General features: G+C 68.5%; 19 protein-coding genes. 11 read left to right on the top strand and 8 right to left on the bottom strand.

The genetic code is table 11. The features are described 5' to 3' along the window. Positions 1-46: 46 nt before the first annotated feature. Together AC5Y43_RS14565 and AC5Y43_RS14560 are read left to right on the top strand one after the other, a co-directional pair. The gene (locus tag AC5Y43_RS14565) at positions 47-910 is read left to right on the top strand and encodes an SDR family oxidoreductase (protein WP_499973531.1); all 864 of its coding nucleotides are present in this window, start codon (positions 47-49) and stop codon (positions 908-910) included. A 10-nt stretch (positions 911-920) separates the two neighbouring features. Next, positions 921-1,889, top strand: coding sequence for an NADPH:quinone oxidoreductase family protein (locus tag AC5Y43_RS14560; protein ID WP_499973529.1), 969 nt, complete (start codon positions 921-923; stop codon positions 1,887-1,889). Positions 1,890-1,894: 5 nt separating this feature from the next. On the opposite strand, the gene AC5Y43_RS14555 is transcribed toward AC5Y43_RS14560, so the two are convergent. From AC5Y43_RS14555 to AC5Y43_RS14540, 4 genes are all read right to left on the bottom strand, one after another. Next, positions 1,895-3,604 (bottom strand): PE family protein, encoded by a 1,710-nt coding sequence (locus AC5Y43_RS14555; protein ID WP_499973526.1) that lies wholly within the window; start codon positions 3,602-3,604, stop codon positions 1,895-1,897. Positions 3,605-3,726: 122 nt separating this feature from the next. Beyond that, positions 3,727-5,388, bottom strand: a complete 1,662-nt coding sequence (locus AC5Y43_RS14550) for a PE family protein (RefSeq protein WP_499973525.1) — start codon at positions 5,386-5,388, stop codon at positions 3,727-3,729. Between the two features lie 111 nt (positions 5,389-5,499). Further along, positions 5,500-6,333, bottom strand: a complete 834-nt coding sequence (locus AC5Y43_RS14545; protein ID WP_499973522.1) for a tyrosine-protein phosphatase — start codon at positions 6,331-6,333, stop codon at positions 5,500-5,502. Beyond that, on the bottom strand, positions 6,326-7,546 hold the full coding sequence (locus AC5Y43_RS14540) for an acyl-CoA dehydrogenase family protein (protein ID WP_499974018.1): 1,221 nt from the start codon (positions 7,544-7,546) through the stop codon (positions 6,326-6,328). Before AC5Y43_RS14540 ends, AC5Y43_RS14545 begins: the two co-directional genes overlap by 8 nt. 210 nt (positions 7,547-7,756) lie before the next feature. On the opposite strand from AC5Y43_RS14540, the gene AC5Y43_RS14535 reads away from it, so the two are divergent. From AC5Y43_RS14535 to AC5Y43_RS14520, 4 genes are read left to right on the top strand one after another with little or no spacing between them, the layout of a single operon-like run. Further along, on the top strand, positions 7,757-8,218 hold the full coding sequence (locus AC5Y43_RS14535; protein ID WP_499973519.1) for a nuclear transport factor 2 family protein: 462 nt from the start codon (positions 7,757-7,759) through the stop codon (positions 8,216-8,218). A 19-nt stretch (positions 8,219-8,237) separates the two neighbouring features. Then, entirely contained in the window at positions 8,238-9,329 is a 1,092-nt protein-coding gene (locus AC5Y43_RS14530; RefSeq protein WP_499973517.1) for a Re/Si-specific NAD(P)(+) transhydrogenase subunit alpha, read from the top strand. Next, positions 9,330-9,659: an NAD(P) transhydrogenase subunit alpha part 2 gene (locus tag AC5Y43_RS14525; protein WP_499973516.1), complete on the top strand. Its 330-nt coding sequence runs from the start codon at positions 9,330-9,332 to the stop codon at positions 9,657-9,659. Next, positions 9,656-11,080, top strand: a complete 1,425-nt coding sequence (locus AC5Y43_RS14520) for an NAD(P)(+) transhydrogenase (Re/Si-specific) subunit beta (RefSeq protein WP_499973513.1) — start codon at positions 9,656-9,658, stop codon at positions 11,078-11,080. The genes AC5Y43_RS14525 and AC5Y43_RS14520 overlap by 4 nt, the downstream gene beginning before the upstream one ends. A 3-nt stretch (positions 11,081-11,083) precedes the next feature. Here the strand turns inward: AC5Y43_RS14520 and AC5Y43_RS14515 are convergent, their stop codons facing one another. Further along, positions 11,084-11,209: a hypothetical protein gene (locus AC5Y43_RS14515; RefSeq protein WP_499973511.1), complete on the bottom strand. Its 126-nt coding sequence runs from the start codon at positions 11,207-11,209 to the stop codon at positions 11,084-11,086. Between the two features lie 130 nt (positions 11,210-11,339). Here AC5Y43_RS14515 and AC5Y43_RS14510 point away from each other — a divergent pair, with 130 nt between their 5' ends. Further along, positions 11,340-11,963 (top strand): TetR/AcrR family transcriptional regulator, encoded by a 624-nt coding sequence (locus tag AC5Y43_RS14510; protein ID WP_499973509.1) that lies wholly within the window; start codon positions 11,340-11,342, stop codon positions 11,961-11,963. Between the two features lie 3 nt (positions 11,964-11,966). On the opposite strand, the gene AC5Y43_RS14505 is transcribed toward AC5Y43_RS14510, so the two are convergent. Beyond that, positions 11,967-13,499, bottom strand: a complete 1,533-nt coding sequence (locus tag AC5Y43_RS14505) for a PE family protein (protein WP_499973507.1) — start codon at positions 13,497-13,499, stop codon at positions 11,967-11,969. Between the two features lie 195 nt (positions 13,500-13,694). Here AC5Y43_RS14505 and AC5Y43_RS14500 point away from each other — a divergent pair, with 195 nt between their 5' ends. The 4 genes from AC5Y43_RS14500 (at position 13,695) to AC5Y43_RS14485 (ending at position 17,427) form a co-directional block, all read left to right on the top strand. Next, the gene (locus tag AC5Y43_RS14500) at positions 13,695-14,807 is read left to right on the top strand and encodes an NAD(P)H-dependent amine dehydrogenase family protein (protein ID WP_499973504.1); all 1,113 of its coding nucleotides are present in this window, start codon (positions 13,695-13,697) and stop codon (positions 14,805-14,807) included. Positions 14,808-14,821: 14 nt separating this feature from the next. Then, positions 14,822-15,562, top strand: coding sequence for a glucose 1-dehydrogenase (locus AC5Y43_RS14495; protein ID WP_499973502.1), 741 nt, complete (start codon positions 14,822-14,824; stop codon positions 15,560-15,562). A 130-nt stretch (positions 15,563-15,692) separates the two neighbouring features. Next, positions 15,693-16,043, top strand: coding sequence for a WhiB family transcriptional regulator (locus AC5Y43_RS14490; protein ID WP_499973501.1), 351 nt, complete (start codon positions 15,693-15,695; stop codon positions 16,041-16,043). 37 nt (positions 16,044-16,080) lie between these two features. Beyond that, positions 16,081-17,427, top strand: a complete 1,347-nt coding sequence (locus tag AC5Y43_RS14485) for an FAD-binding oxidoreductase (RefSeq protein WP_499973500.1) — start codon at positions 16,081-16,083, stop codon at positions 17,425-17,427. A gap of 103 nt (positions 17,428-17,530) precedes the next feature. Here the strand turns inward: AC5Y43_RS14485 and AC5Y43_RS14480 are convergent, their stop codons facing one another. Continuing rightward, the gene (locus tag AC5Y43_RS14480) at positions 17,531-18,070 is read right to left on the bottom strand and encodes a TetR/AcrR family transcriptional regulator (RefSeq protein ID WP_499973498.1); all 540 of its coding nucleotides are present in this window, start codon (positions 18,068-18,070) and stop codon (positions 17,531-17,533) included. A gap of 10 nt (positions 18,071-18,080) precedes the next feature. Next, entirely contained in the window at positions 18,081-18,899 is an 819-nt protein-coding gene (locus tag AC5Y43_RS14475) for a thioesterase family protein (RefSeq protein ID WP_499973497.1), read from the bottom strand. Positions 18,900-18,901: the final 2 nt, after the last annotated feature.

Raw genomic sequence — 18,901 nt, 5'->3', positions numbered from 1 at the left:
CCAAATCACGTGCTAGACCCGAGATTTCACACCAGAGAGGAAGCTTATGCCCGGAGTGCAGGATCGCGTCGTCGTCGTCACCGGAGCCGGTGGGGGGCTGGGCCGTGAATACGCCCTCACCCTTGCCCGTGAGGGCGCCAGCGTCGTCGTCAACGACCTCGGCGGTGCGCGTGACGGCACCGGCGCCGGCCACAACATGGCCGACGAGGTGGTCAAGGAGATCAAGGACGCGGGCGGTCGCGCGGTGGCCAACTACGACAGCGTCGCCGAGTCCGAGGGCGCCGAGAACATCATCAAGACCGCGCTCGACGAGTTCGGCAAGGTCGACGGGGTGGTGAGCAACGCCGGGATCCTGCGCGACGGCACCTTCCACAAGATGTCGTTCGAGAACTGGGACGCCGTGCTCAAGGTGCACCTCTACGGCGGGTACAACGTGGTTCGCGCGGCCTGGCCGCATTTCCGCGAGCAGAGCTACGGCCGGGTCGTCGTCGCCACGTCGACCAGCGGGCTGTTCGGCAACTTCGGGCAGGCCAATTACGGCGCGGCCAAGCTGGGCCTGGTGGGCATGATCAACACGCTGGCCCACGAGGGCGCCAAGTACAACATCAAGGCCAACGCGCTGGCGCCGATCGCGGCCACCCGGATGACCGAGGACATCCTGCCGCCCGAGGTGCTGCAGAACCTCACGCCGGACTTCGTGGCGCCCGTGGTCGCCTACCTGTGCACCGAGGAGGTGCCCGACACCGGCTCGATCTTCATCGTGGGCGGCGGCAAGGTGCAGCGCACCGCGCTGTTCCAGAACGAGGGCGTCACGTTCAAGAAGCCGCCGTCGGTGGACGAGGTGGGTGCGCACTGGACCGAGATCGACGACCTGTCCGCGGCAAAACAGGCCAACTTCTCGATCCGGTGATCGAAAACGCATGAAAGCCTGTGTAGTACAGGAGCTTTCGGGTCCATCCGGGCTGGTCTACACCGATATCGACGACGTCGGCGACGACGGCAACCACGTCGTCATCGACGTGCGGGCCGCCGGGGTGTGCTTCCCGGACCTGCTGCTGGCCAAGGGCGAGTATCAGCTGAAGCTGCCGCCGCCGTTCGTGCCGGGCATGGAGGCCGCGGGTGTGGTGAGTTCCGCGCCCGCGGGCTCGGGTTTCGAAGTGGGCGAGCGGGTTTCGGCGTTCGGAATCCTGGGCGCCTACGCCGAGCAGGTGGCCGTCCCGGCGCCGAACGTGATGCGCAGTCCCGCCGAACTCGACGACGCCGAGGCGGTGTCGCTGTTGGTGAACTACAACACCATGTATTTCGCGCTGGCGCGCCGTGCGGCGATGCGCCCGGGTGACACGGTGCTGGTGTTGGGCTCCGCCGGCGGGGTCGGCACGGCGGCCATCCAGGTTGCGCAGGCGATGGGCGCGAAAAAGGTGCTGGCCGTTGTGCATCGGGAGGCCGCGGCCGATTACGTCGCGTCGCTGGGCGCCGACCTGGTGGTGCCGCTGGCCGACGGCTGGGCGGACCAGGTGCGTGACTACACCGACGGCCGCGGGGTCGACATCGTCGTCGATCCCATCGGCGGACCGGCCTTCGACGACGCGGTCCGCGTCCTGGCGATCGACGGCAAGCTGCTGGTGATCGGCTTCGCCGCCGGCGGCATTCCCACGGTCAAGGTGAACCGGCTGCTGCTGCGCAACGTCAGCGTGGTCGGCGTCGCGTGGGGCGAGTACCTGAACAGGGTCCCCGGCTCGGCCGCGTTGTTCTCCTGGGGCCTGAGCCAGCTGGTGTTCCTGGGGCTGAAACCGCCACCACCGCAGCGCTTTCCACTGTCCGAGGGCGCTGCCGCGCTGCAGTGCCTGGCCGACGGCGGCGTACTCGGCAAGGTCGTGCTCGAACCTTAGGTCGACTACTGGGGTCCGGGGATCGGCACGCCGGTGAAAATCGTCTCGGCCGCATTGATCAGCGTGATGAGCTCGAAACCGCCCGCAAGCGTGGTCAACCCGATGGTGGCCCCGATCGGCCGCCCGAACGCATCCATCAGCCCGCCCACGACGTTGCCGTTGATCGCTTCGTTGATGCCGTCCAGGAACAGGTTGACGTCGTAGGACGGAATGCTGATCGCGACGGCGGTCGCGATGTCGGCGGTGGGCAGCAGCGTCGCGTAGGCGGTCGACACGTCGGCGGTGAATGCGCCGACGACGTTGGTGTTGGCCGACTGAATGGCCTGGATGATGCCGCTGGGGGTGACCGGAAGCGTCGCCGAGGGCGGCAGGGTCAGCGCGGCGAAGCCCGACGAGGCGGCCCCCGGCAGCGAGGCGGCCAGGCCGGACATGTCGGCGGTGAAGGCGCTGATGCCCTGCTGGGTGCCGCTGGCCAGCAGCGGCCCGAGGGCCGTGGTCGCGCTGAGCGGCGGCAGGAATCCGAACGGGGTCTGGATGTCGGCCGGGCTGGTCGACCAGCCGTAGTTCGGGTCGCCGTAGCCCCAGTTGACGATGGCCTTCAGGTCCGGCTGGATGAGGTCGGCCAGCGGGTTGCCGATGAGCGGCAGCGCGCGCAGCGGCGTCAGCAGCGGCAGGTTCTGGGTGGGAATCATTTCGTAGTGCGTCAGGGACGGCGCCCCGGACTGCCCCAGCTCGTGGGCCGTAGCGAGCGTCGCCTGGGTCAGATGCGGGTAGCTGCCGTGGATGAAGACGATGCCCGCGAGCGCGTTGAGGTCGGACAGGAAGTTGATCGGGTAGCGCGGGAAGTCGGCGAAGCCGTCGTATTCCAGCGACCAGATGGTGGTGGGGAAGTCGTTGCTCGGCGTGGAGGTGCCGAAGGTGACGCCCAGGCTCGGCAAGCTCAGGCCGGGGAAGCGCGCCAGCAGGCCGCCGTTGGGGTTGGCCGGGTTACCGAGCAGGGTGAAGTTCAGCTGCGAAGCCGTGTAGCCGTTGGCGAGAAGTTGCGGCATCGCCAGCGACGAGACGATCGAGCTCTGCGAGTAGCCCAATATGGCAACGGGGAGGCCCGCGTAGGTGGCGGGGTTCGGGATCACCTGGGCGATCGCGTTCTGCAGCGAAATGACGCCGCGGGCCAGGGAGATGTTGAGCGTCAGGTCTTTGACACCGGTGAAGGGATAGAGGCCTTCTGCGGTGGTGACGGGTGTGATCTGGTTGAGCGGGACGCCGGTGAACTGCTGCAGATAGAGATTGAAAACGTTCGATATGTAGCTAAACGGTGGGTTCGCGGTGCCGCTGCCGGTCATGACCAGGATCGCAGCGACCGGAGGATCCGCCGCCTGCTGCAGCGCCGTGAATCCCGCGCTCGTGGCGCCGGTGAGGCCGAGCGTGGCGGCGATCTGGGCTTCGGCTTGCGCGTAGGTGTTTCCGGCGGCGGCCAGGGTCGCGACGAACTCGTTGTGAAAGGCGTTCGCTTGCTGCAGCATCGCCTGGTATTCCTGGCCGAACGCGCCGAACAATCGCGCGGTGATGGCCGATACCTCGTCCTCGGCGGCGGCCACCACGCTCGTCGTGGAACCGGCGGCGGCCGCGCGGGCCTGCTCGAGTGCCGAACCGATGGAGGAAGCATTCTGTGCGGCCGTCGCCAACATCTCCGGCTGCGCTATCAAGGTCGTCATCGACTATTCCCTTCGGGACACAGGGGCATTGCACCGATAAGCAGCTAGCTTAGGAGCGACTCCGCGCTCGTGTTGGCGTTTTGCGCCGTTGTTTTGGCGTGTCCCGAAAACGCCCGTACCCGTTAGGGAATGAGGCTCTGGATGTCCTTGATGTTCGACGACAACGCCGACAGGAGCACCAGGCCCTCGACCCCGCCCGCCACCGTCGCCAATCCGACGTCCGCCGCGATCGGATACCCGATCGCGTTGATCAGGTTGCCCTGCGCGAGCTGGCTCAGGAAAAGCTGCGAGTCGTACAGGGGCAGTTGGGTGGCGAAGTCGAAAACGATGTCGGCCGTCGGAAGCAGGACCGCATAGTCGGTCGAGACGACCCGGTTGAAAGTGCTCACGACCTGTTGCGGCGATGGCAGGTTGGCCAGCGTCGCCGTCGGGTTCGCGGCCGGCAGGGTGAACTGCGGCACGACGGCGGCGGGTCGCGACACGATCTGCTGCATGTCGAGCGAGAAGTCGTGGATTCCCTGCTGGGTTCCGGCGGCCAACGCGTTGAAAACGGTGCCCGGGTTGACGTTCGGGAACAAGCCGAACGGCGTTGGCACGTCCGCGTAGCTCGTCGAGTACCCGAGGGCCGGGTCGGGGCCGTAGCCCAGATTCACCAACACCCGCATGTCCGGCTGCAGCAGGTCGACCAGGGGCTGGCCGATGACGGGTATGGCCTTCAGCGGTTGCAGCAGCGGCAGGTCCGCCGTGGGAATCATGTAGTAGCTGGTGTTGCCGGTGTAGCCCGGGGAGGTGGGCAACTGAATGGCGGCATTGACCTGGGACAGGCTCAGGTCCAGATAGTGGGGATGCACGAAGACGATGCCCGCGACCGCGTTGAGGTCGGCAAGGATGTTGATCGGGTACCGCGGGAAGTCGGCGAAACCGTCATATTCCAGCGTGTAGTTGGCCACGTGGTAGGGCGTGTTCGCGTTCATCGCGGGGAAGAAATCCAGCCCCAGGGAGGGCAGGTTGAGGCCCGGGAAACGCGACAGCAGGCCGCCGTTGGGGTTCACCTCGTTGCCGGTCAGCACGAAGTTCAGCTGGTTGACGTTGGGCGGGTTCGCACCGAACAACGACGTGCCGTTGGTGAGATTCTGCATTTCCAGCGAGGAGATGATCGCGCTCTGGGAAATGCCGAAAACGGTGACCGTTTGGTTCTGCAGATGGATCGCGTTGTAGAGCTGGTTGTCGAGGATGCTCACGCCCTGGGCCACCGAGGCGTTGAGGGTCATGCTCTTCACGCCGGTCAACGGATAGAGCTGCTCGGGCGTGAACAGCTTCTGCAGGGTGCCCATCGACCGCACGTAGAGGGCGTTCGCATTGGTAACGAATTGATCTGACGGCCAGGGAACCCCGGTGCCGCCGATGAATATCGACAGCGCGTTCGCCGAAAACGGCGGAATCGTCGCCGCGGGCAGCGCCGCGCTGGGCGCGCCGGGCGCTCCCAGTCCCAGGGTGGCGGCGATGGCCGCTTCGGCCTCCGTGTACGCGATTCCGGCGTTGGCCAGCGCCTGCTGGAACTGGCTCTGGAACGCCTCGGCCCGCGCGACGAGGGCCTGGTAATCCTTGCCGAATGCGCCGAACACGTCCGCGATGGCGGCCGACACCTCGTCGCCGGCCGCGGCCGCCAGGCCCGATGTGGGAGCAGCGGCGGCGGCGGTGGCGGCGCTGAAGGCCGAACCGATCCCGTCGATCTCCGCGGCGACCGACGCCAGCAGCTGCGGCTCGGCGATCACATAGGCCATCGGGCCCGTCCTTTCACAAGGCGTCCTGGGTCCCGTCAGCGTAAGGTGGTCGCACGGTCCTGTCCGGCGATTGCGTCAAGCCGTTGCGCGCGAAGGGATTTGGCGGGTGTGTCAGCCGCGCAGTTCGTCGCGCAGTCGATGCAACTCGGCCGCGCCGATACCCGCGTCGCTGAGGTAGCCGTCCAGCGAGCCGAATTCCTCGTCGATCGTCCGCCGCGCAGCGGCCAGGTATTCCGGCCGCACACCGAGGACGCCGTCGGAAAGCCGGGCCTCGGTGAAGGTGACCACCTCCGGGGTCAGCTCGGTGTCCCCGCGCTGCTGGATCATCTCGTAGATATGTGACCGCAGCTCCGGCACGGCGTCGTTGCTGCGCAGGAAGTCGGCGATGATGGTGTCGCGGTCGATACCGACCGCCTCCAGCACCGTGGCGACCACGAACCCGGTGCGGTCCTTGCCCGCGAAGCAGTGCGTGAGCACCGGACGCCCGGCGGCCAGCAGCGTGACGACGCGGCGCACCGCGCGTTGTGCCCCTTTGCGCGTGGGGAATTGGCGGTATTCGTCGGTCATGAAGCGGACGGCGGTCTCGTTCACCGACTTTTCGGAGCCGCCACCGTCTTCGCCTTCGCCGCGCATCAGCCGCTGAAACGCCTCTTCGTGCGGCGCCGCGGCCTCGGCTTCCTCGTCGGTCAGGTCGGGGACGGGCAACAGGTGGATCTCCACGCCGTCGGGCACCAGCCCCGGACCGCGCCGGGCAACCTCGCGGGCCGCGCGCAGGTCGGCGACGTCGGTGATGGCCAGCCGGCGCAGTGTCGCGCGGCCGTCGTCGTCGAGGCGGCTCAGCTCGCTCGACCGGAACAGCCGCCCCGGGCGCAGCGCCGCCGCGCCGTCGGCGACATCACGGAAGTTCCACGCGCCCGGCAGTTCTCGGACGGCGGCCTCAGCCATGCGGGGTGACCGCCGCGGCGAGCGCCGATTGCTCCCGGCCGAGCTCGGCGCGTGCGATGGACCGCATGTGCACCTCGTCGGGCCCGTCGAAGATCCGCATGGCGCGGTGCCAGGCGTACATCCGGGCCAGCGCCGTGTCCTCGCTGACACCGGCGGCCCCGTGCACCTGGATCGCGCGGTCGATCACGTCGCACGCGACCTGCGGGGCGACGGCCTTGATCTGCGAGACCAGCCGGTGGGCGGCCTTGTTGCCGTGCTGGTCGATGGTCCACGCCGCCTTCTCGCACAGCAGCCTGGCCTGATCGATCTCGTTGCGGGACTTGGCAATCGCCTGCTGCACCAGGCCCTGGTCGGCCAGCGGGCGGCCGAACGCGATCCGGTTGTTGGCCCGGTGGACCATCAGGGCCAGCGCGCGTTCGGCCGCGCCCAGCGCGCGCATGCAGTGGTGGATGCGCCCCGGCCCCAGCCGCGCCTGGGCGATCGCGAAGCCGCCGCCCTCCTCGCCGAGCAGGTTGGTGGCCGGCACCCGGACGTTGTCGTACACGATCTCGCAGTGCCCGGGCTGATCCTGGTAACCGAAGACCGTCGTCGAGCGGACCACCGTCACCCCCGGCGTGTCGATGGGCACCAGCACCATCGACTGCTGCTGGTGGCTGGCCGCCTCGGGGTTGGTGCGGCCCATCACGATGAGGATCTTGCAGCGCGGATCGGCCGCCCCCGACGTCCACCACTTGCGGCCGTTGATCACGTAGTCGGCGCCGTCGCGCACGATGGACGTCTCGATGTTGCGGGCGTCGCTGCTGGCGACGGCGGGCTCGGTCATCGAGAAGGCACTGCGGATCTCTCCGGCCAGCAACGGCTCCAGCCACTGCTTGCGCTGCTCCTCGCTGGCGAACAGGTGCAGGGTTTCCATGTTGCCGGTGTCGGGCGCCGCGCAGTTGAGCGCCTCGGGCGCGAGCTCGAGGCTCCAGCCGGTCAGCTCGGCCAGCGGGGCGTATTCCAGGTTGGTCAGCCCGGATTCGGCGGGCAGGAACAGGTTCCACAGCCCCTGCTGTCGGGCCTTGGCCTTGAGGTCCTCGATGACCGGCGGAACGGTGTGGTCGTTCGGGCCGGCCTCGTGACGATGTTTGTCGTAGTCGGCCTCGGCCGGAAAGACGTGCTCGATCATGAAGTCGGACAGTCGCTTGTGGTAGTCGCTGGCTTTGGCCGACATCGCGAAGTCCATGACCGCCACGATAGGACACGTGCGGAAACGTCACGTTTCCGGTCGTCGTCCCCGTCGCCGCCGTCGCGGTCGCTGCCGTCCCTGTTCCCGTCGTCGCCGTCGCGACACTGACGCCACGCACACGACACGCCGTTGACGGTGTGCGTGGCTTCCGCCTCGGTGAAGTCGCAGCGCAAGCAGTGGCGCACGATGGAGGCCATGACCGAGCCCCGCCCGCCGTTCCCGCGGTTCACCCGCGAAACCGCGCTGCAGAAAGTCCAGACGGCCGAGGACGCCTGGAACACCCGCGACCCCGAGCGCGTCAGCCTCGCCTACACACCCGACTCGCAGTGGCGAAACCGCGACGAACACCTCGTGGGCCGCGAGGCGATCGTCGCGTTCCTCACCCGCAAGTGGCAGCGCGAACTGGACTACGCGCTGCGCAAGAGCCTGTGGGCGTTCCACGACAACCGCATCGCGGTGCGGTTCCAGTACGAGTGCCACGACCACACCGGCCAGTGGTACCGCAGCTACGGCAACGAGCTGTGGGAATTCGACCCCTCGGGGTTGATGGCGCGCCGCGAGGCCAGCATCAACGACGTGCCGATCGACGAGTCGCAGCGCCGCTATTTCGGGCCCCGCCCCGCCTCCGAGCACGGCCAGGAAATCCCGCTCTGGTAGCCCGGTAGGGTGTCTGGCCATGACAGATGCCCAGACGACCGTGGGGGTGGTCGCCGAATCGGGGAGCGACGAGCGGCGCGTCGCGCTGGTACCGAAGGCGGTCGCAGCGCTGGTCGGCAGCGGTGTGGCGGTCGTGGTCGAGGCCGGTGCGGGCGAAGCGGCGCTGCTCCCCGACGACCTCTACACCGAGGCCGGGGCCGGCATCGGGGACGCCTGGGCCGCCGACGTCGTCGTCAAGGTCGCGCCGCCGACGGCCGACGAGGTCGGCCGGCTGCGCAGCGGGCAGACGCTGATCGGATTCCTGGCTCCCCGCAACGCCGACAACTCGATCGGCGCGCTCACCGAGGCCGGGGTGCAGGCGTTCGCGCTCGAGGCCATCCCGCGGATCTCGCGGGCGCAGGCCATGGACGCGTTGTCGTCGCAGGCCAACGTGGCCGGGTACAAGGCCGTGCTGCTGGCGGCCTCGGAGTCCACCCGGTTCTTCCCCATGCTCACCACCGCCGCCGGGACCGTGAAGCCGGCCACCGTGCTGGTGCTCGGCGTCGGGGTGGCCGGCCTGCAGGCGCTGGCCACCGCCAAGCGGCTGGGCGCGCGCACCACCGGCTACGACGTGCGGCCCGAGGTCGCCGATCAGGTCCGCTCGGTGGGGGCGCAATGGCTGGACGTCGGCATAGATGCCGCCGGTGAGGGCGGGTATGCCCGCGAGCTCACCGAGGAGGAACGCGCCCAGCAGCAGAAGGCGCTGGAAAAGGCGATCAGCGGCTTCGACGTCGTGATCACCACGGCGCTGGTGCCGGGCCGTCCGGCGCCGAAGCTGGTGACCGCGGCCGCCGTCGAGGCCATGAAGCCCGGCAGCGTCGTGGTCGACCTGGCCGGCGAGACCGGCGGCAACTGCGAGCTCACCGAACCCGGGCAGACGGTGGTCCGCCACGACGTCACCATCGCCGCGCCGCTGAACCTGCCCGCGACCATGCCCGAGCACGCCAGCGAGCTTTACAGCAAGAACATCACCGCGCTGCTGGACCTGCTGCTCACCGACGGCAAGCTGGCCCCCGACTTCGACGACGAAGTCATCGCCGAATCCTGCGTCACCCGCAAGAAGGACTCCTAGATGTACGACGAACTTCTCGCCAACCTCGCGATCCTGGTGCTGTCCGGGTTCGTCGGGTTCGCGGTGATCTCCAAGGTGCCCAACACGCTGCACACGCCGCTGATGTCGGGCACCAACGCCATCCACGGCATCGTGGTGCTCGGCGCGCTGGTGGTGTTCGGCGAGGTCGAGCACCCGTCGCTCGCGGTGCAGATCATCCTGTTCGTGGCGGTGGTGTTCGGCACGCTGAACGTCATCGGCGGGTTCATCGTCACCGACCGGATGCTGGGCATGTTCAAGGGCAAAAAGAAAGCCGTGCCCGTCAAGACCGATGATCTGGCGGCGAAATGAACTACTTGGTGATCGGCCTCTACATCATCGCGTTCGCGATGTTCATCTACGGCTTGATGGGCCTGACCGGTCCGAAGACCGCGGTGCGCGGCAACCTGATCGCGGCCGTGGGCATGGCCATCGCGGTGGCCGCGACTTTGGTCAAGATCCGCCACACCGACCAATGGGTGCTGATCGTCGCGGGCCTGGTGGTGGGCATCGCGCTCGGTGTCCCCCCGGCGCGCTTCACCAAGATGACCGCCATGCCGCAGCTGGTGGCCTTCTTCAACGGCGTCGGCGGCGGGACCGTCGCGCTCATCGCGCTGTCGGAATTCATTGAGACGAACGGCTTTTCGGCCTTCCAGCACGGCGAGTCGCCGACGGTGCACATCGTGGTGGCGTCGTTGTTCGCCGCGATCATCGGGTCGATTTCGTTCTGGGGTTCGATCATCGCGTTCGGCAAGCTGCAGGAGATCATCTCCGGCTCGCCGATCGGCTTCGGCAGGGCGCAGCAGCCGATCAACCTGCTGCTGCTGGCCGGGGCGGTGGCGGCCGCGGTCGTCATCGGCCTGAACGCGCATCCCGGCGCCGGCGGGGCCCCGCTGTGGTGGATGATCGGCCTGCTCGCCGCCGCGGGTGTGCTGGGGCTGATGGTGGTACTGCCGATCGGCGGCGCCGACATGCCGGTGGTGATCTCGCTGCTCAACGCCATGACCGGGCTGTCGGCGGCGGCCGCGGGCCTGGCGCTCAACAACACCGCGATGATCGTGGCGGGCATGATCGTCGGCGCGTCCGGCTCGATCCTGACCAACCTGATGGCCAAGGCGATGAACCGCTCCATCCCCGCGATCGTCGCCGGCGGCTTCGGCGGCGGCGGGATCGCGCCCAGCGGCGACGGTGGGGGAGACAAGACGGTCAAGGCCACCTCGGCCGCCGACGCCGCGATCCAGATGGCCTACGCCAACCAGGTGATCGTGGTGCCGGGCTACGGCCTGGCCGTCGCGCAGGCGCAGCACGCGGTCAAGGACATGGCGGCCCTGCTGGAAGACAAGGGTGTGGAGGTCAAGTACGCCATCCACCCGGTCGCCGGCCGGATGCCCGGGCACATGAACGTGCTGTTGGCCGAGGCCGAGGTGGACTACGACGCCATGAAGGACATGGACGACATCAACGACGAGTTCGCGCGCACCGACGTCGCGATCGTCATCGGCGCCAACGACGTCACCAACCCGGCGGCCCGCAACGACGCCTCCAGCCCGATCTATGGCATGCCGATCCTCAACGTGGACAAGGCCAAGTCGGTGATCGTGCTGAAGCGGTCGATGAACTCCGGGTTCGCGGGCATCGACAACCCGCTCTTCTACGGCGAGGGCACCAGCATGTTGTTCGGGGACGCGAAGAAATCGGTGACCGAGGTCGCCGAGGAATTGAAGGCGCTGTAGCGGCTAGACGGGCGGGTAGGCCGGCGGCGGGTAGCCGTTGCCGTCGGTGACGCCGCGCAGGCCCCACGGCACGTAGCGCAGGAAGAACTCGATCTCGTCGCTGACGTCATAGTCCGGACTCGGATCCATGTCCCCACCTCTCGACTCGCGACTAGTTCGATACACCATCCTAGTCGCCGAGGCGCCGCCGCGACAGGGCGGCGATGGCCTTAGACTGTCCAACCAGTTGATTGGCCGGCGACGACGATAGAGAGTGCGAATGGCATCCGAGAACGGGGTGACCCGCCGCGAGGAGTTGCTGGCCGTCGCCACCAAGCTGTTCGCCGCGCGCGGCTATCACGGCACCCGGATGGACGACGTCGCCGACGTGATCGGGCTGAACAAGGCGACCGTCTACCACTACTACGCCAGCAAGTCGCTGATCCTGTTCGACATCTACCGCCAGGCCGCCGAGGGCACGCTGGCCGCGGTGCACGACGACCCGTCCTGGACCGCCCGCGAGGCGCTCTACCAGTACACCGTCCGGCTGCTCACCGGGATCGCGAGCGACCCCGAGCGGGCCGCGGTGTATTTCCAGGAGGCGCCCTACATCACCGAATGGTTCACCGCCGAACAGGTCGCCGAGGTCCGCGAGAAGGAGACCCAGGTCTACCACCACGTGCACGGGCTCATCGACCGTGGGATCGCCAGCGGCGAGTTCTACCAATGCGATTCGCACGTGTTGGCGCTCGGCTACATCGGGATGACGCTGGGCAGCTATCGCTGGCTGCGGCCGAGCGGGCGGCGCACCGCCAAGGAGATCGCCGCCGAATTCAGCACCGCACTGTTGCGCGGCCTGATCCGCGACGAGTCGATCCGGCAGAATTCCCCGCTCGGCCCCTAGGGGTCAGAACGTGGGGGCGGGGATGAGGCGCAGCACGTCGCCGGCGGCGCCGCTCATCAGCGACAGCAGCGTCGTGCTCGGCTGGCCGAGGTAGAAGTTCAGGCCCGGGTTGATCGAGGGGACCCACGGATAGGTGTCCGGGAACAACGACGGGGACAGCAGCCCGGCCTCCACCCCGATCTCGATTACCGCGCCGTAAGGCCCCTGCACGGCGCCCAGCGCCAGGGCCGGGACGATCGTGAACGGGTTGGGCAGCGAGAACAACCCGGCCGGCGTCGGGATGTCCGCGTAGTTGGCGCCGGGCCCGTAGCCCATGTAGCCCATGTCGACGAGCACCCGCAGATCGGGCTGGAAGATGTCGGCGATCGGCGGGCCCGCATAGGGGATGGCGCGGATGGGCTCCAGCAGCGGCAGGTTCTGGGTCATCAGCATGTAGTACTGGGTCTGGCCGCCGCCGCTGACGTAGCCCGGCGACGTCGGCAACGGCACCGCGTTCTGGACCTGGGTCGCCGTCATCAGCGGATAGGAGCCGTGCACGAAGAAGTAGCCCATGAACGCGTTGAGGTCGGAAACCAGGTTGAGCGGGTACTGGGGCAGGTCGGCGATGCCGTCGTACTGCGCGGTGTAGATCGACGTCGGGTACGGCGAATTCGGCGGTGTGGCGCCGTTGAACGACACGTCCAGGAACGGGATGTAGAAGCCGGGGAACCGCTCGAGAATCCCGCCGACGGGGTTGTTGGGGTTGCCGATCAGCGTGAAGGAGAGGCTTTGGCCGGCTGGTGGGATAAAGCCCGAAGCCATCAGGTTGACGATTTCGTTGGTCGCGATCGTCGCGCTCTGCGAGTAGCCGAAAACTACGGCGCTGTTGCCCTGGGTGAGCACGCCAGTGGGACCTAGGAGCGCGTTGTTCAGCAGCGTCACGCCCTGGGCGACGGACTGGCCGAAGGTCAGGTTGCCGAGCCCCGGGGTCACCGGCCAGAACTGCTCGGGCGTGAACAGGGGCTGCCGGTTGGCCAAGGCGTACAACGGATTCCACTTGAGGTACGAGTTGAAGACGCTGTTCAGGTAGATGGGGTCGGGCTCGGGATTGTTGGTGCCGCCCATGATCAACGCGTAGAGCGGGTCCCCGGCGGCGGCCAATCGCACCGTCGAAATCAGCGAGCTGCCGCCGGTCCCGGTGCCCGCCGGGGCCTGGCCCAGCAGCGCCCGGATCGGCGCGGTGGCCTGGTTCGAGATCCCGGAGATCAGCGCCGCGTTGGCAGCCTCGGCCTGCGCGTAGGCGTTCGCTGCGGCCGTCAGGGCCCGGGTGAACTCCGCTTGAAACGCCTCGGCCTGCGACAGGACCGCCTGGTACTCCCGGCCATACGTGGCGAACAGGTCCGCGACCGCCGCCGACACCTCGTCCTCGGCCGCCGCCAGCACACCGGTCGTCTGCCCGGCGGCGCCCGCGCGGGCGGCGTTGATCGCCGAACCGATCCCTTGCACGTCGGCGGCCGTCGACGCCAACGTCTCCGGGACAGTGATCAAATTCGTCATCTCCCCGTCCTTCCCACAGGCCGGGCCCCCTGCCCGGGCAGTTACCCGCGACCGTGGGTATTAGGTATTGACCGAGACTAAAGCGGCGCCGCCGCGAAGTCTGGCGTTTCGCCCAAGTTGGCCCCGGTGAGCGCCCCGGAATTAGTGGACTACTGTCTAGAAACGTTTCGGGCGTTCTCAGGGACGGAGACTCTCATGGCCATCCGCGTCGCGCACGTCGGCACCGGAAACGTCGGTGGGCTGGCCCTGGCCGAACTGATCTCCAACCCGCAGTTCGAGCTGACCGGCGTGTGTGTGTCCACGCCGGGGAAGGTGGGCAAGGACGCCGGCGAGCTGTGCGGCGTCGGGCTGGACGGGCCCTCAAAAGAGGACAGCGTGACCGGCGTCAAGGCCGTCGACGACCTCGACACCCTGCTGGCCACCCGGCCCGACTGCGTCGTCTACTGCGCCATGGGCGACACCCGGCTGCCCGACGCGATGGCCGACGTCATGCGCATCCTGGCCGCCGGCGTCAACGTGGTCGGGTCGTCGCCCGGGTTGCTGCAATACCCATGGGGCGTCATGCCCGACAAGTACATCGCGCGGGTGGAAGACGCCGCCCGCCAAGGCAATTCGAGCCTCTTCATCAGCGGGGTGGACCCCGGGTTCGTCAACGACCTGATCCCGTTCGCGCTGTTCGGGACCTGCCAGCGCATCGAGCAGGTGCGCTGCATGGAGATCCACGACTACGCCAGCTACGACGGCCAGGAAGTCATGGACTACATGGGCTTCGCCCGGCCCCTCGACGAGGTGCCGATGCTGCTGCAGCCCGGCGTGCTCAGCATCGCGTGGGGGACCGCGATCCGTCAGCTGGCGGCCGGCCTGGGCGTCGAGGTCGACGAGATCACCGAGTCATACCAGCGCGAGCCGGCGCCCGAGGACTTCGACATCGCGGTCGGGCACGTCGCCAAGGGCACGGTGGCCGCGCTGCAGTTCGAGATCCGCGGCATGGTCAAGGGGCATCCCGCCATCGTCATCGAGCACATCACCCGGCTGCGCCCCGACCTGAAACCCGAATGGCGGCAACCGGCTTCGGGCGGCGGCTCGTATCGCATCGAGATCACCGGGGAGCCGTCCTACGCCGTGGACATCGTTCCCGGCAGCCGCAAGGGCGACCACAACCACGCCGCGATCGCGGGCGCGGCCGGTCGCATCGTCAACGCCATCCCGCAGGTGATCGCGGCCCCGCCCGGCATCGTGACCACGCTGGACCTACCGCTGGTCACCGGGAAAGGACTTTACGCGCCAACCGATTTGGTGACCACCTAACCGAAGGAGCACGAGTGGGACGGGTAGACGGCAAAGTCGCGCTGATCAGTGGCGGCGCCCGCGGCATGGGCGCCTCGCACGCGCGCATGCTCGTGGAGGAAGGCGCCAAGGTGGTGATCGGCGACGTCCTCGACGACGAGGGCAAAGCGCTGGCCGCCGACATTGGTGACGCCGCGCGCTACGTCCACCTCGACGTCACCCAGCCCGACCAGTGGGACGCCGCGGTCGCCTTGGCGATCGGCGAATTCGGCAAGCTCGACGTGTTGGTCAACAACGCCGGCATCGTCGCGCTCGGGCAACTGCGCAATTTCGATCTGGGCAAGTGGCAGAAGGTGATTGACGTCAACCTGACCGGTACGTTCCTGGGCATGCGGGTGGCCGTCGACCCCATGACCGCGGCCGGGGGCGGCTCGATCATCAACGTGTCGTCGATCGAGGGCCTGCGCGGCGCCCCCGCGGTGCACCCGTACGTCGCGTCCAAGTGGGCGGTGCGCGGCCTGGCCAAGTCGGCGGCGCTGGAGTTGGCGCCGTTCAACATCCGGGTCAACTCGATCCACCCCGGCTTCATCCGCACTCCGATGACGGAGAAACTGCCCGAGGACATGGTCACCGTCCCGCTGGGCCGCCCCGGCGAGTCGCGCGAAGTCTCGACGTTCGTGCTGTTTCTCGCCAGCGACGAGTCGTCCTACACGACCGGCAGCGAGTTCGTAATGGACGGCGGGCTGGTCACCGACGTGCCGCACAAGGCCTTTTAGGAACATTTTTCAGGCTCCCGCGGCGCCGCACGCACATTATTCGACTTGTGTTGTTTAAGCGGCGCTGCGCGGGGGAATAGTGCTGGGGCGCAGCTGCGTGCGGGGTTTCGGCCGCGAAAGGAAACAGCTCATGTCAGAGTCAATGTCCGCCGATCAAAGGCCACGCCCGACGGTTCTGCGGGGATTGACGCGCATCCCCGCGCAGGAGGACCCCGTCGGCTGGGCGTCACGGGGTTTGTGCGCGGACGCCGATCCCGACGTTCTGTTCGTCACCGGCGCCGCCCAGCGCAAGGCCGCGGCGCTGTGCCGGCACTGCCCGGTCATGCGGGAGTGTGCGGCGGAGGCGCTGGACAACCGGGTCGAATTCGGCATCTGGGGCGGCATGACCGAGCGCCAACGGCGGGCCCTGCTGCAGCACCATCCCGAAGTGGTGTCCTGGTCAAACTTCCTGAGCGAGCGCAGAACCCGTAGCGCCGGCTGAATCCGCCCCGGGGGTTTTCACGTGCTATAACCGCGGCATGCCCGGCAGCCTGGAGGACCTGAAAAGGATAGTCGGCGCGCAGCACGTCGTGACCGATCCCGACGTGCTGGCCGGGCGCAGCGTCGACCACACCGGCCGCTATCGCGGGCGGGCCAGCGCGCTGGTGCGCCCGGGGTCGGCCGAGCAGGTCGCCGGGGTGCTGCGGGTCTGCCGCGACGCCGGGGCGCACGTGACGGTGCAGGGCGGTCGCACCTCGTTGGTGGCCGGCACCGTTCCCGAGCACGACGACGTGCTGCTGTCCACCGAGCGGCTCGGCGCGCTGGGCGACGTCGACGCCGTCGAGCGCCGTATCTCGGTGGGCGCCGGGGCACCGCTGGCCGCCGTGCAAAATGCCGCTGCCGCAGCGGGTTTGGTGTTCGGGGTGGACCTGTCCGCCCGGGACACCGCGACCGTCGGCGGCATGGCCGCCACCAACGCCGGCGGGCTGCGCACCGTCCGCTACGGCAACATGGGCGAGCAGGTCGTCGGCTTGCAGGTGGCCCTGCCCAACGGCGCGCTGCTGCGCCGGCGCACCCTGGTGCGCCGCGACAACACCGGCTACGACCTGCCGGCGCTGTTCGTCGGCGCCGAGGGCACGCTCGGCGTCATCACCGCGCTGGATTTGCGGCTGCACGCCACCCCGTCGCACCGAGTGACCGCGGTCTGCGGGTTCGCCGACCTCGAGGCGCTGATCGACGCGGGACGCACGTTTCGGGACGTGGACGGGATCGCGGCGCTGGAGTTGATCGACGGGCGGGCGGCCGCCCTGACGGGCGAGCACCTCGGGGTGGGCGCGCCGGTTCAAGGGGACTGGCTGTTGCTGGTGGAACTGGCCGGCGACCACGACCAGACCGATCGGTTGGCCGGCCTGCTGGACGGCGCCCGGTTGTGCAGCGAGCCCGCGGTCGGCGTGGATGTGGCTGCGCAGCAACGGTTGTGGCGGGTTCGGGAATCGCTGGCCGACGTGCTCGGCGTGTACGGGCCGCCGCTGAAATTCGATGTGTCGTTGCCGCTGGCGGCGATCGGCGGGTTCGCCCGCGACGCGGCCGCGTTGGTCCATGCGCACGTGCCCGGAGCGCTGCCGCTGCTGTTCGGCCACGTCGGCGAGGGCAACCTGCACCTCAACGTGCTGCGCTGCCCGGTCGGGCGGGAGCCGGCGCTGTACGCGCCGATGATGGACCTCATCGCCGCGTGTGGCGGCAACGTCAGCTCGGAGCACGGCGTCGGCAGCCGCAAGCGGCCCTACCTGGGCATGTCGCGGGAGCCCGCCGACATCGCCGCGATGCGGGCGGTCAAGGCAGCGCTGGACCCGACCGGCTACCTCAACGCCGCGGTGCTGTTCTGATCGCCCATCCCTTGGCCGCGAAAGTCCGCAAACGTACGCGAAATACGGCGTGTCGCCGTACAAACACGGGCGCTCGCGAGGGATTTGCGCTCGCGAGGGGAAACTAGCCGCCGCCCTTGATGCCGACGGCGTGGCGCAGTTGTTCGAGGAACTCCTCGGCGTCGTCGCTGCGAACGATGTAGTGCGAGATGGCGATCCGGATCACCGTCGCGGCCTTCACCGCGGCGTTGGGTCCGGAAAGGTGGCGCTGCAGCCCGTCGCGCATCTGCGGGATGACGCGGGCGAACTGCGCGATGGTGTGCTCGGGTTCCACGTCGACCATGCGCACGCCGGAGTACGAATCCTGGTACTCGACGATGAACCGCAGCACGGCGTCGAGCCGGTCGGCGCCCTTCAGACCGGAGGTGGCCTTGACCAGGCCGCTTTCGAAGATCTGCCGCTCGTATTGCGAGAACGCCGACAGCAGCTCCTCTTTGGATGCGAACCACCGGTACAGGGTGGGGCGGGACACCCCCGCCTGGGTGGCCACCTCCGACAGGCTGAGCTTGGTCTTGCCGTTGCGCCCGAGCACCTCGGCGGTCGCGTCGAGGATGCGCTGACGCGTCGAGGTGTCGATGTCTGCCGCTGGGGCCGGCCGGCTCATAGCTGAATCTTTACTTACCCGGGCGCCCGCGCACCAGCACGCACTGCTGGATGGCGCCGACCGCGCCCCGCTCGTCGAACAGCGTGCCGACCGTCGTGCCGACGCCGTCCGGCCCGTAGCTGGTCTCCGCGCGGAAGCCGATCCAGTCGCCGTCGGGAACCCGGAACACGTGCACGGCGAGGTCGGTGTTGAGGAACGTCCACTTGCTGATGTCCAGCTTGCTGCCGATCCCATTGGCGCAGTCGGCCACCGCGAACAGCCGCTCCAGCGGCGTCATGGTCTCGCCGTTGACGAGGTCCACCGTCGGCCTGATCCAGGATTCGCCGGGGCCCGGGCTCAGCGGCTCGGTCAGCCACAGCCACTCCAGGCTGTGCACGTAGTTGCGGTCCCAGTCCTTGGCCTTGAGGTTGCGGTCATAGGCTTCGCTGCGCGGCCGGGGCGGCGGGGTCGCGGCGTGGGCCACCGCGTGGGTGTCCACCCGCTGCAGTCGCCAGCCGCTGGCGCGGGCCACCGGCCGGGGTTCGCCGTCGGGCCCGGGGGCCAGCATCTCGGCGCCGACCAGTTCGATCTGTTTGCCGCCGCGCTGCACCTGCGAGCTGACCCACAGGTCGCCCTCGGCCGGCACCCCGCCCAGCAGGTCGATGACAACCCGGGACAGCCGGGCGTCGTCGCGCTGGGAGCACCGTTCCAGCGCCCGCACCAGCAGCGCCGACACCGGCCCGCCGTGCTGTATCGCGGCCGACCAGGTGCCGCGGGCCAGATCGGTCGCGCGGAACTTCTCGCCAAGCGCGTCGGCGTGGTCGATGAGCTCGTAATACGCGTCGGTCACTC

The sequence above is a fragment of the Mycobacterium sp. NGS57 genome, from assembly GCF_059812405.1.
The sequence above is the reverse complement of the archived record's forward strand: the minus strand, read 5'-3'. Positions and strand labels throughout refer to the sequence as shown.

What these genes read in the sequence shown, in the direction of transcription:
- AC5Y43_RS14565 (WP_499973531.1), top strand. Translation starts at nt 47, where the DNA reads ATGCCCGGAGTGCAGGATCGCGTCGTCGTCGTCACCGGAGCCGGTGGG.
- AC5Y43_RS14560 (WP_499973529.1), top strand. Translation starts at nt 921, where the DNA reads ATGAAAGCCTGTGTAGTACAGGAGCTTTCGGGTCCATCCGGGCTGGTC.
- AC5Y43_RS14555 (WP_499973526.1), bottom strand. Translation starts at nt 3,604, where the DNA reads ATGACGACCTTGATAGCGCAGCCGGAGATGTTGGCGACGGCCGCACAG.
- AC5Y43_RS14550 (WP_499973525.1), bottom strand. Translation starts at nt 5,388, where the DNA reads ATGGCCTATGTGATCGCCGAGCCGCAGCTGCTGGCGTCGGTCGCCGCG.
- AC5Y43_RS14545 (WP_499973522.1), bottom strand. Translation starts at nt 6,333, where the DNA reads ATGGCTGAGGCCGCCGTCCGAGAACTGCCGGGCGCGTGGAACTTCCGT.
- AC5Y43_RS14540 (WP_499974018.1), bottom strand. Translation starts at nt 7,546, where the DNA reads ATGTCGGCCAAAGCCAGCGACTACCACAAGCGACTGTCCGACTTCATG.
- AC5Y43_RS14535 (WP_499973519.1), top strand. Translation starts at nt 7,757, where the DNA reads ATGACCGAGCCCCGCCCGCCGTTCCCGCGGTTCACCCGCGAAACCGCG.
- AC5Y43_RS14530 (WP_499973517.1), top strand. Translation starts at nt 8,238, where the DNA reads ATGACAGATGCCCAGACGACCGTGGGGGTGGTCGCCGAATCGGGGAGC.
- AC5Y43_RS14525 (WP_499973516.1), top strand. Translation starts at nt 9,330, where the DNA reads ATGTACGACGAACTTCTCGCCAACCTCGCGATCCTGGTGCTGTCCGGG.
- AC5Y43_RS14520 (WP_499973513.1), top strand. Translation starts at nt 9,656, where the DNA reads ATGAACTACTTGGTGATCGGCCTCTACATCATCGCGTTCGCGATGTTC.
- AC5Y43_RS14515 (WP_499973511.1), bottom strand. Translation starts at nt 11,209, where the DNA reads ATGGATCCGAGTCCGGACTATGACGTCAGCGACGAGATCGAGTTCTTC.
- AC5Y43_RS14510 (WP_499973509.1), top strand. Translation starts at nt 11,340, where the DNA reads ATGGCATCCGAGAACGGGGTGACCCGCCGCGAGGAGTTGCTGGCCGTC.
- AC5Y43_RS14505 (WP_499973507.1), bottom strand. Translation starts at nt 13,499, where the DNA reads ATGACGAATTTGATCACTGTCCCGGAGACGTTGGCGTCGACGGCCGCC.
- AC5Y43_RS14500 (WP_499973504.1), top strand. Translation starts at nt 13,695, where the DNA reads ATGGCCATCCGCGTCGCGCACGTCGGCACCGGAAACGTCGGTGGGCTG.
- AC5Y43_RS14490 (WP_499973501.1), top strand. Translation starts at nt 15,693, where the DNA reads ATGTCAGAGTCAATGTCCGCCGATCAAAGGCCACGCCCGACGGTTCTG.
- AC5Y43_RS14485 (WP_499973500.1), top strand. Translation starts at nt 16,081, where the DNA reads ATGCCCGGCAGCCTGGAGGACCTGAAAAGGATAGTCGGCGCGCAGCAC.
- AC5Y43_RS14480 (WP_499973498.1), bottom strand. Translation starts at nt 18,070, where the DNA reads ATGAGCCGGCCGGCCCCAGCGGCAGACATCGACACCTCGACGCGTCAG.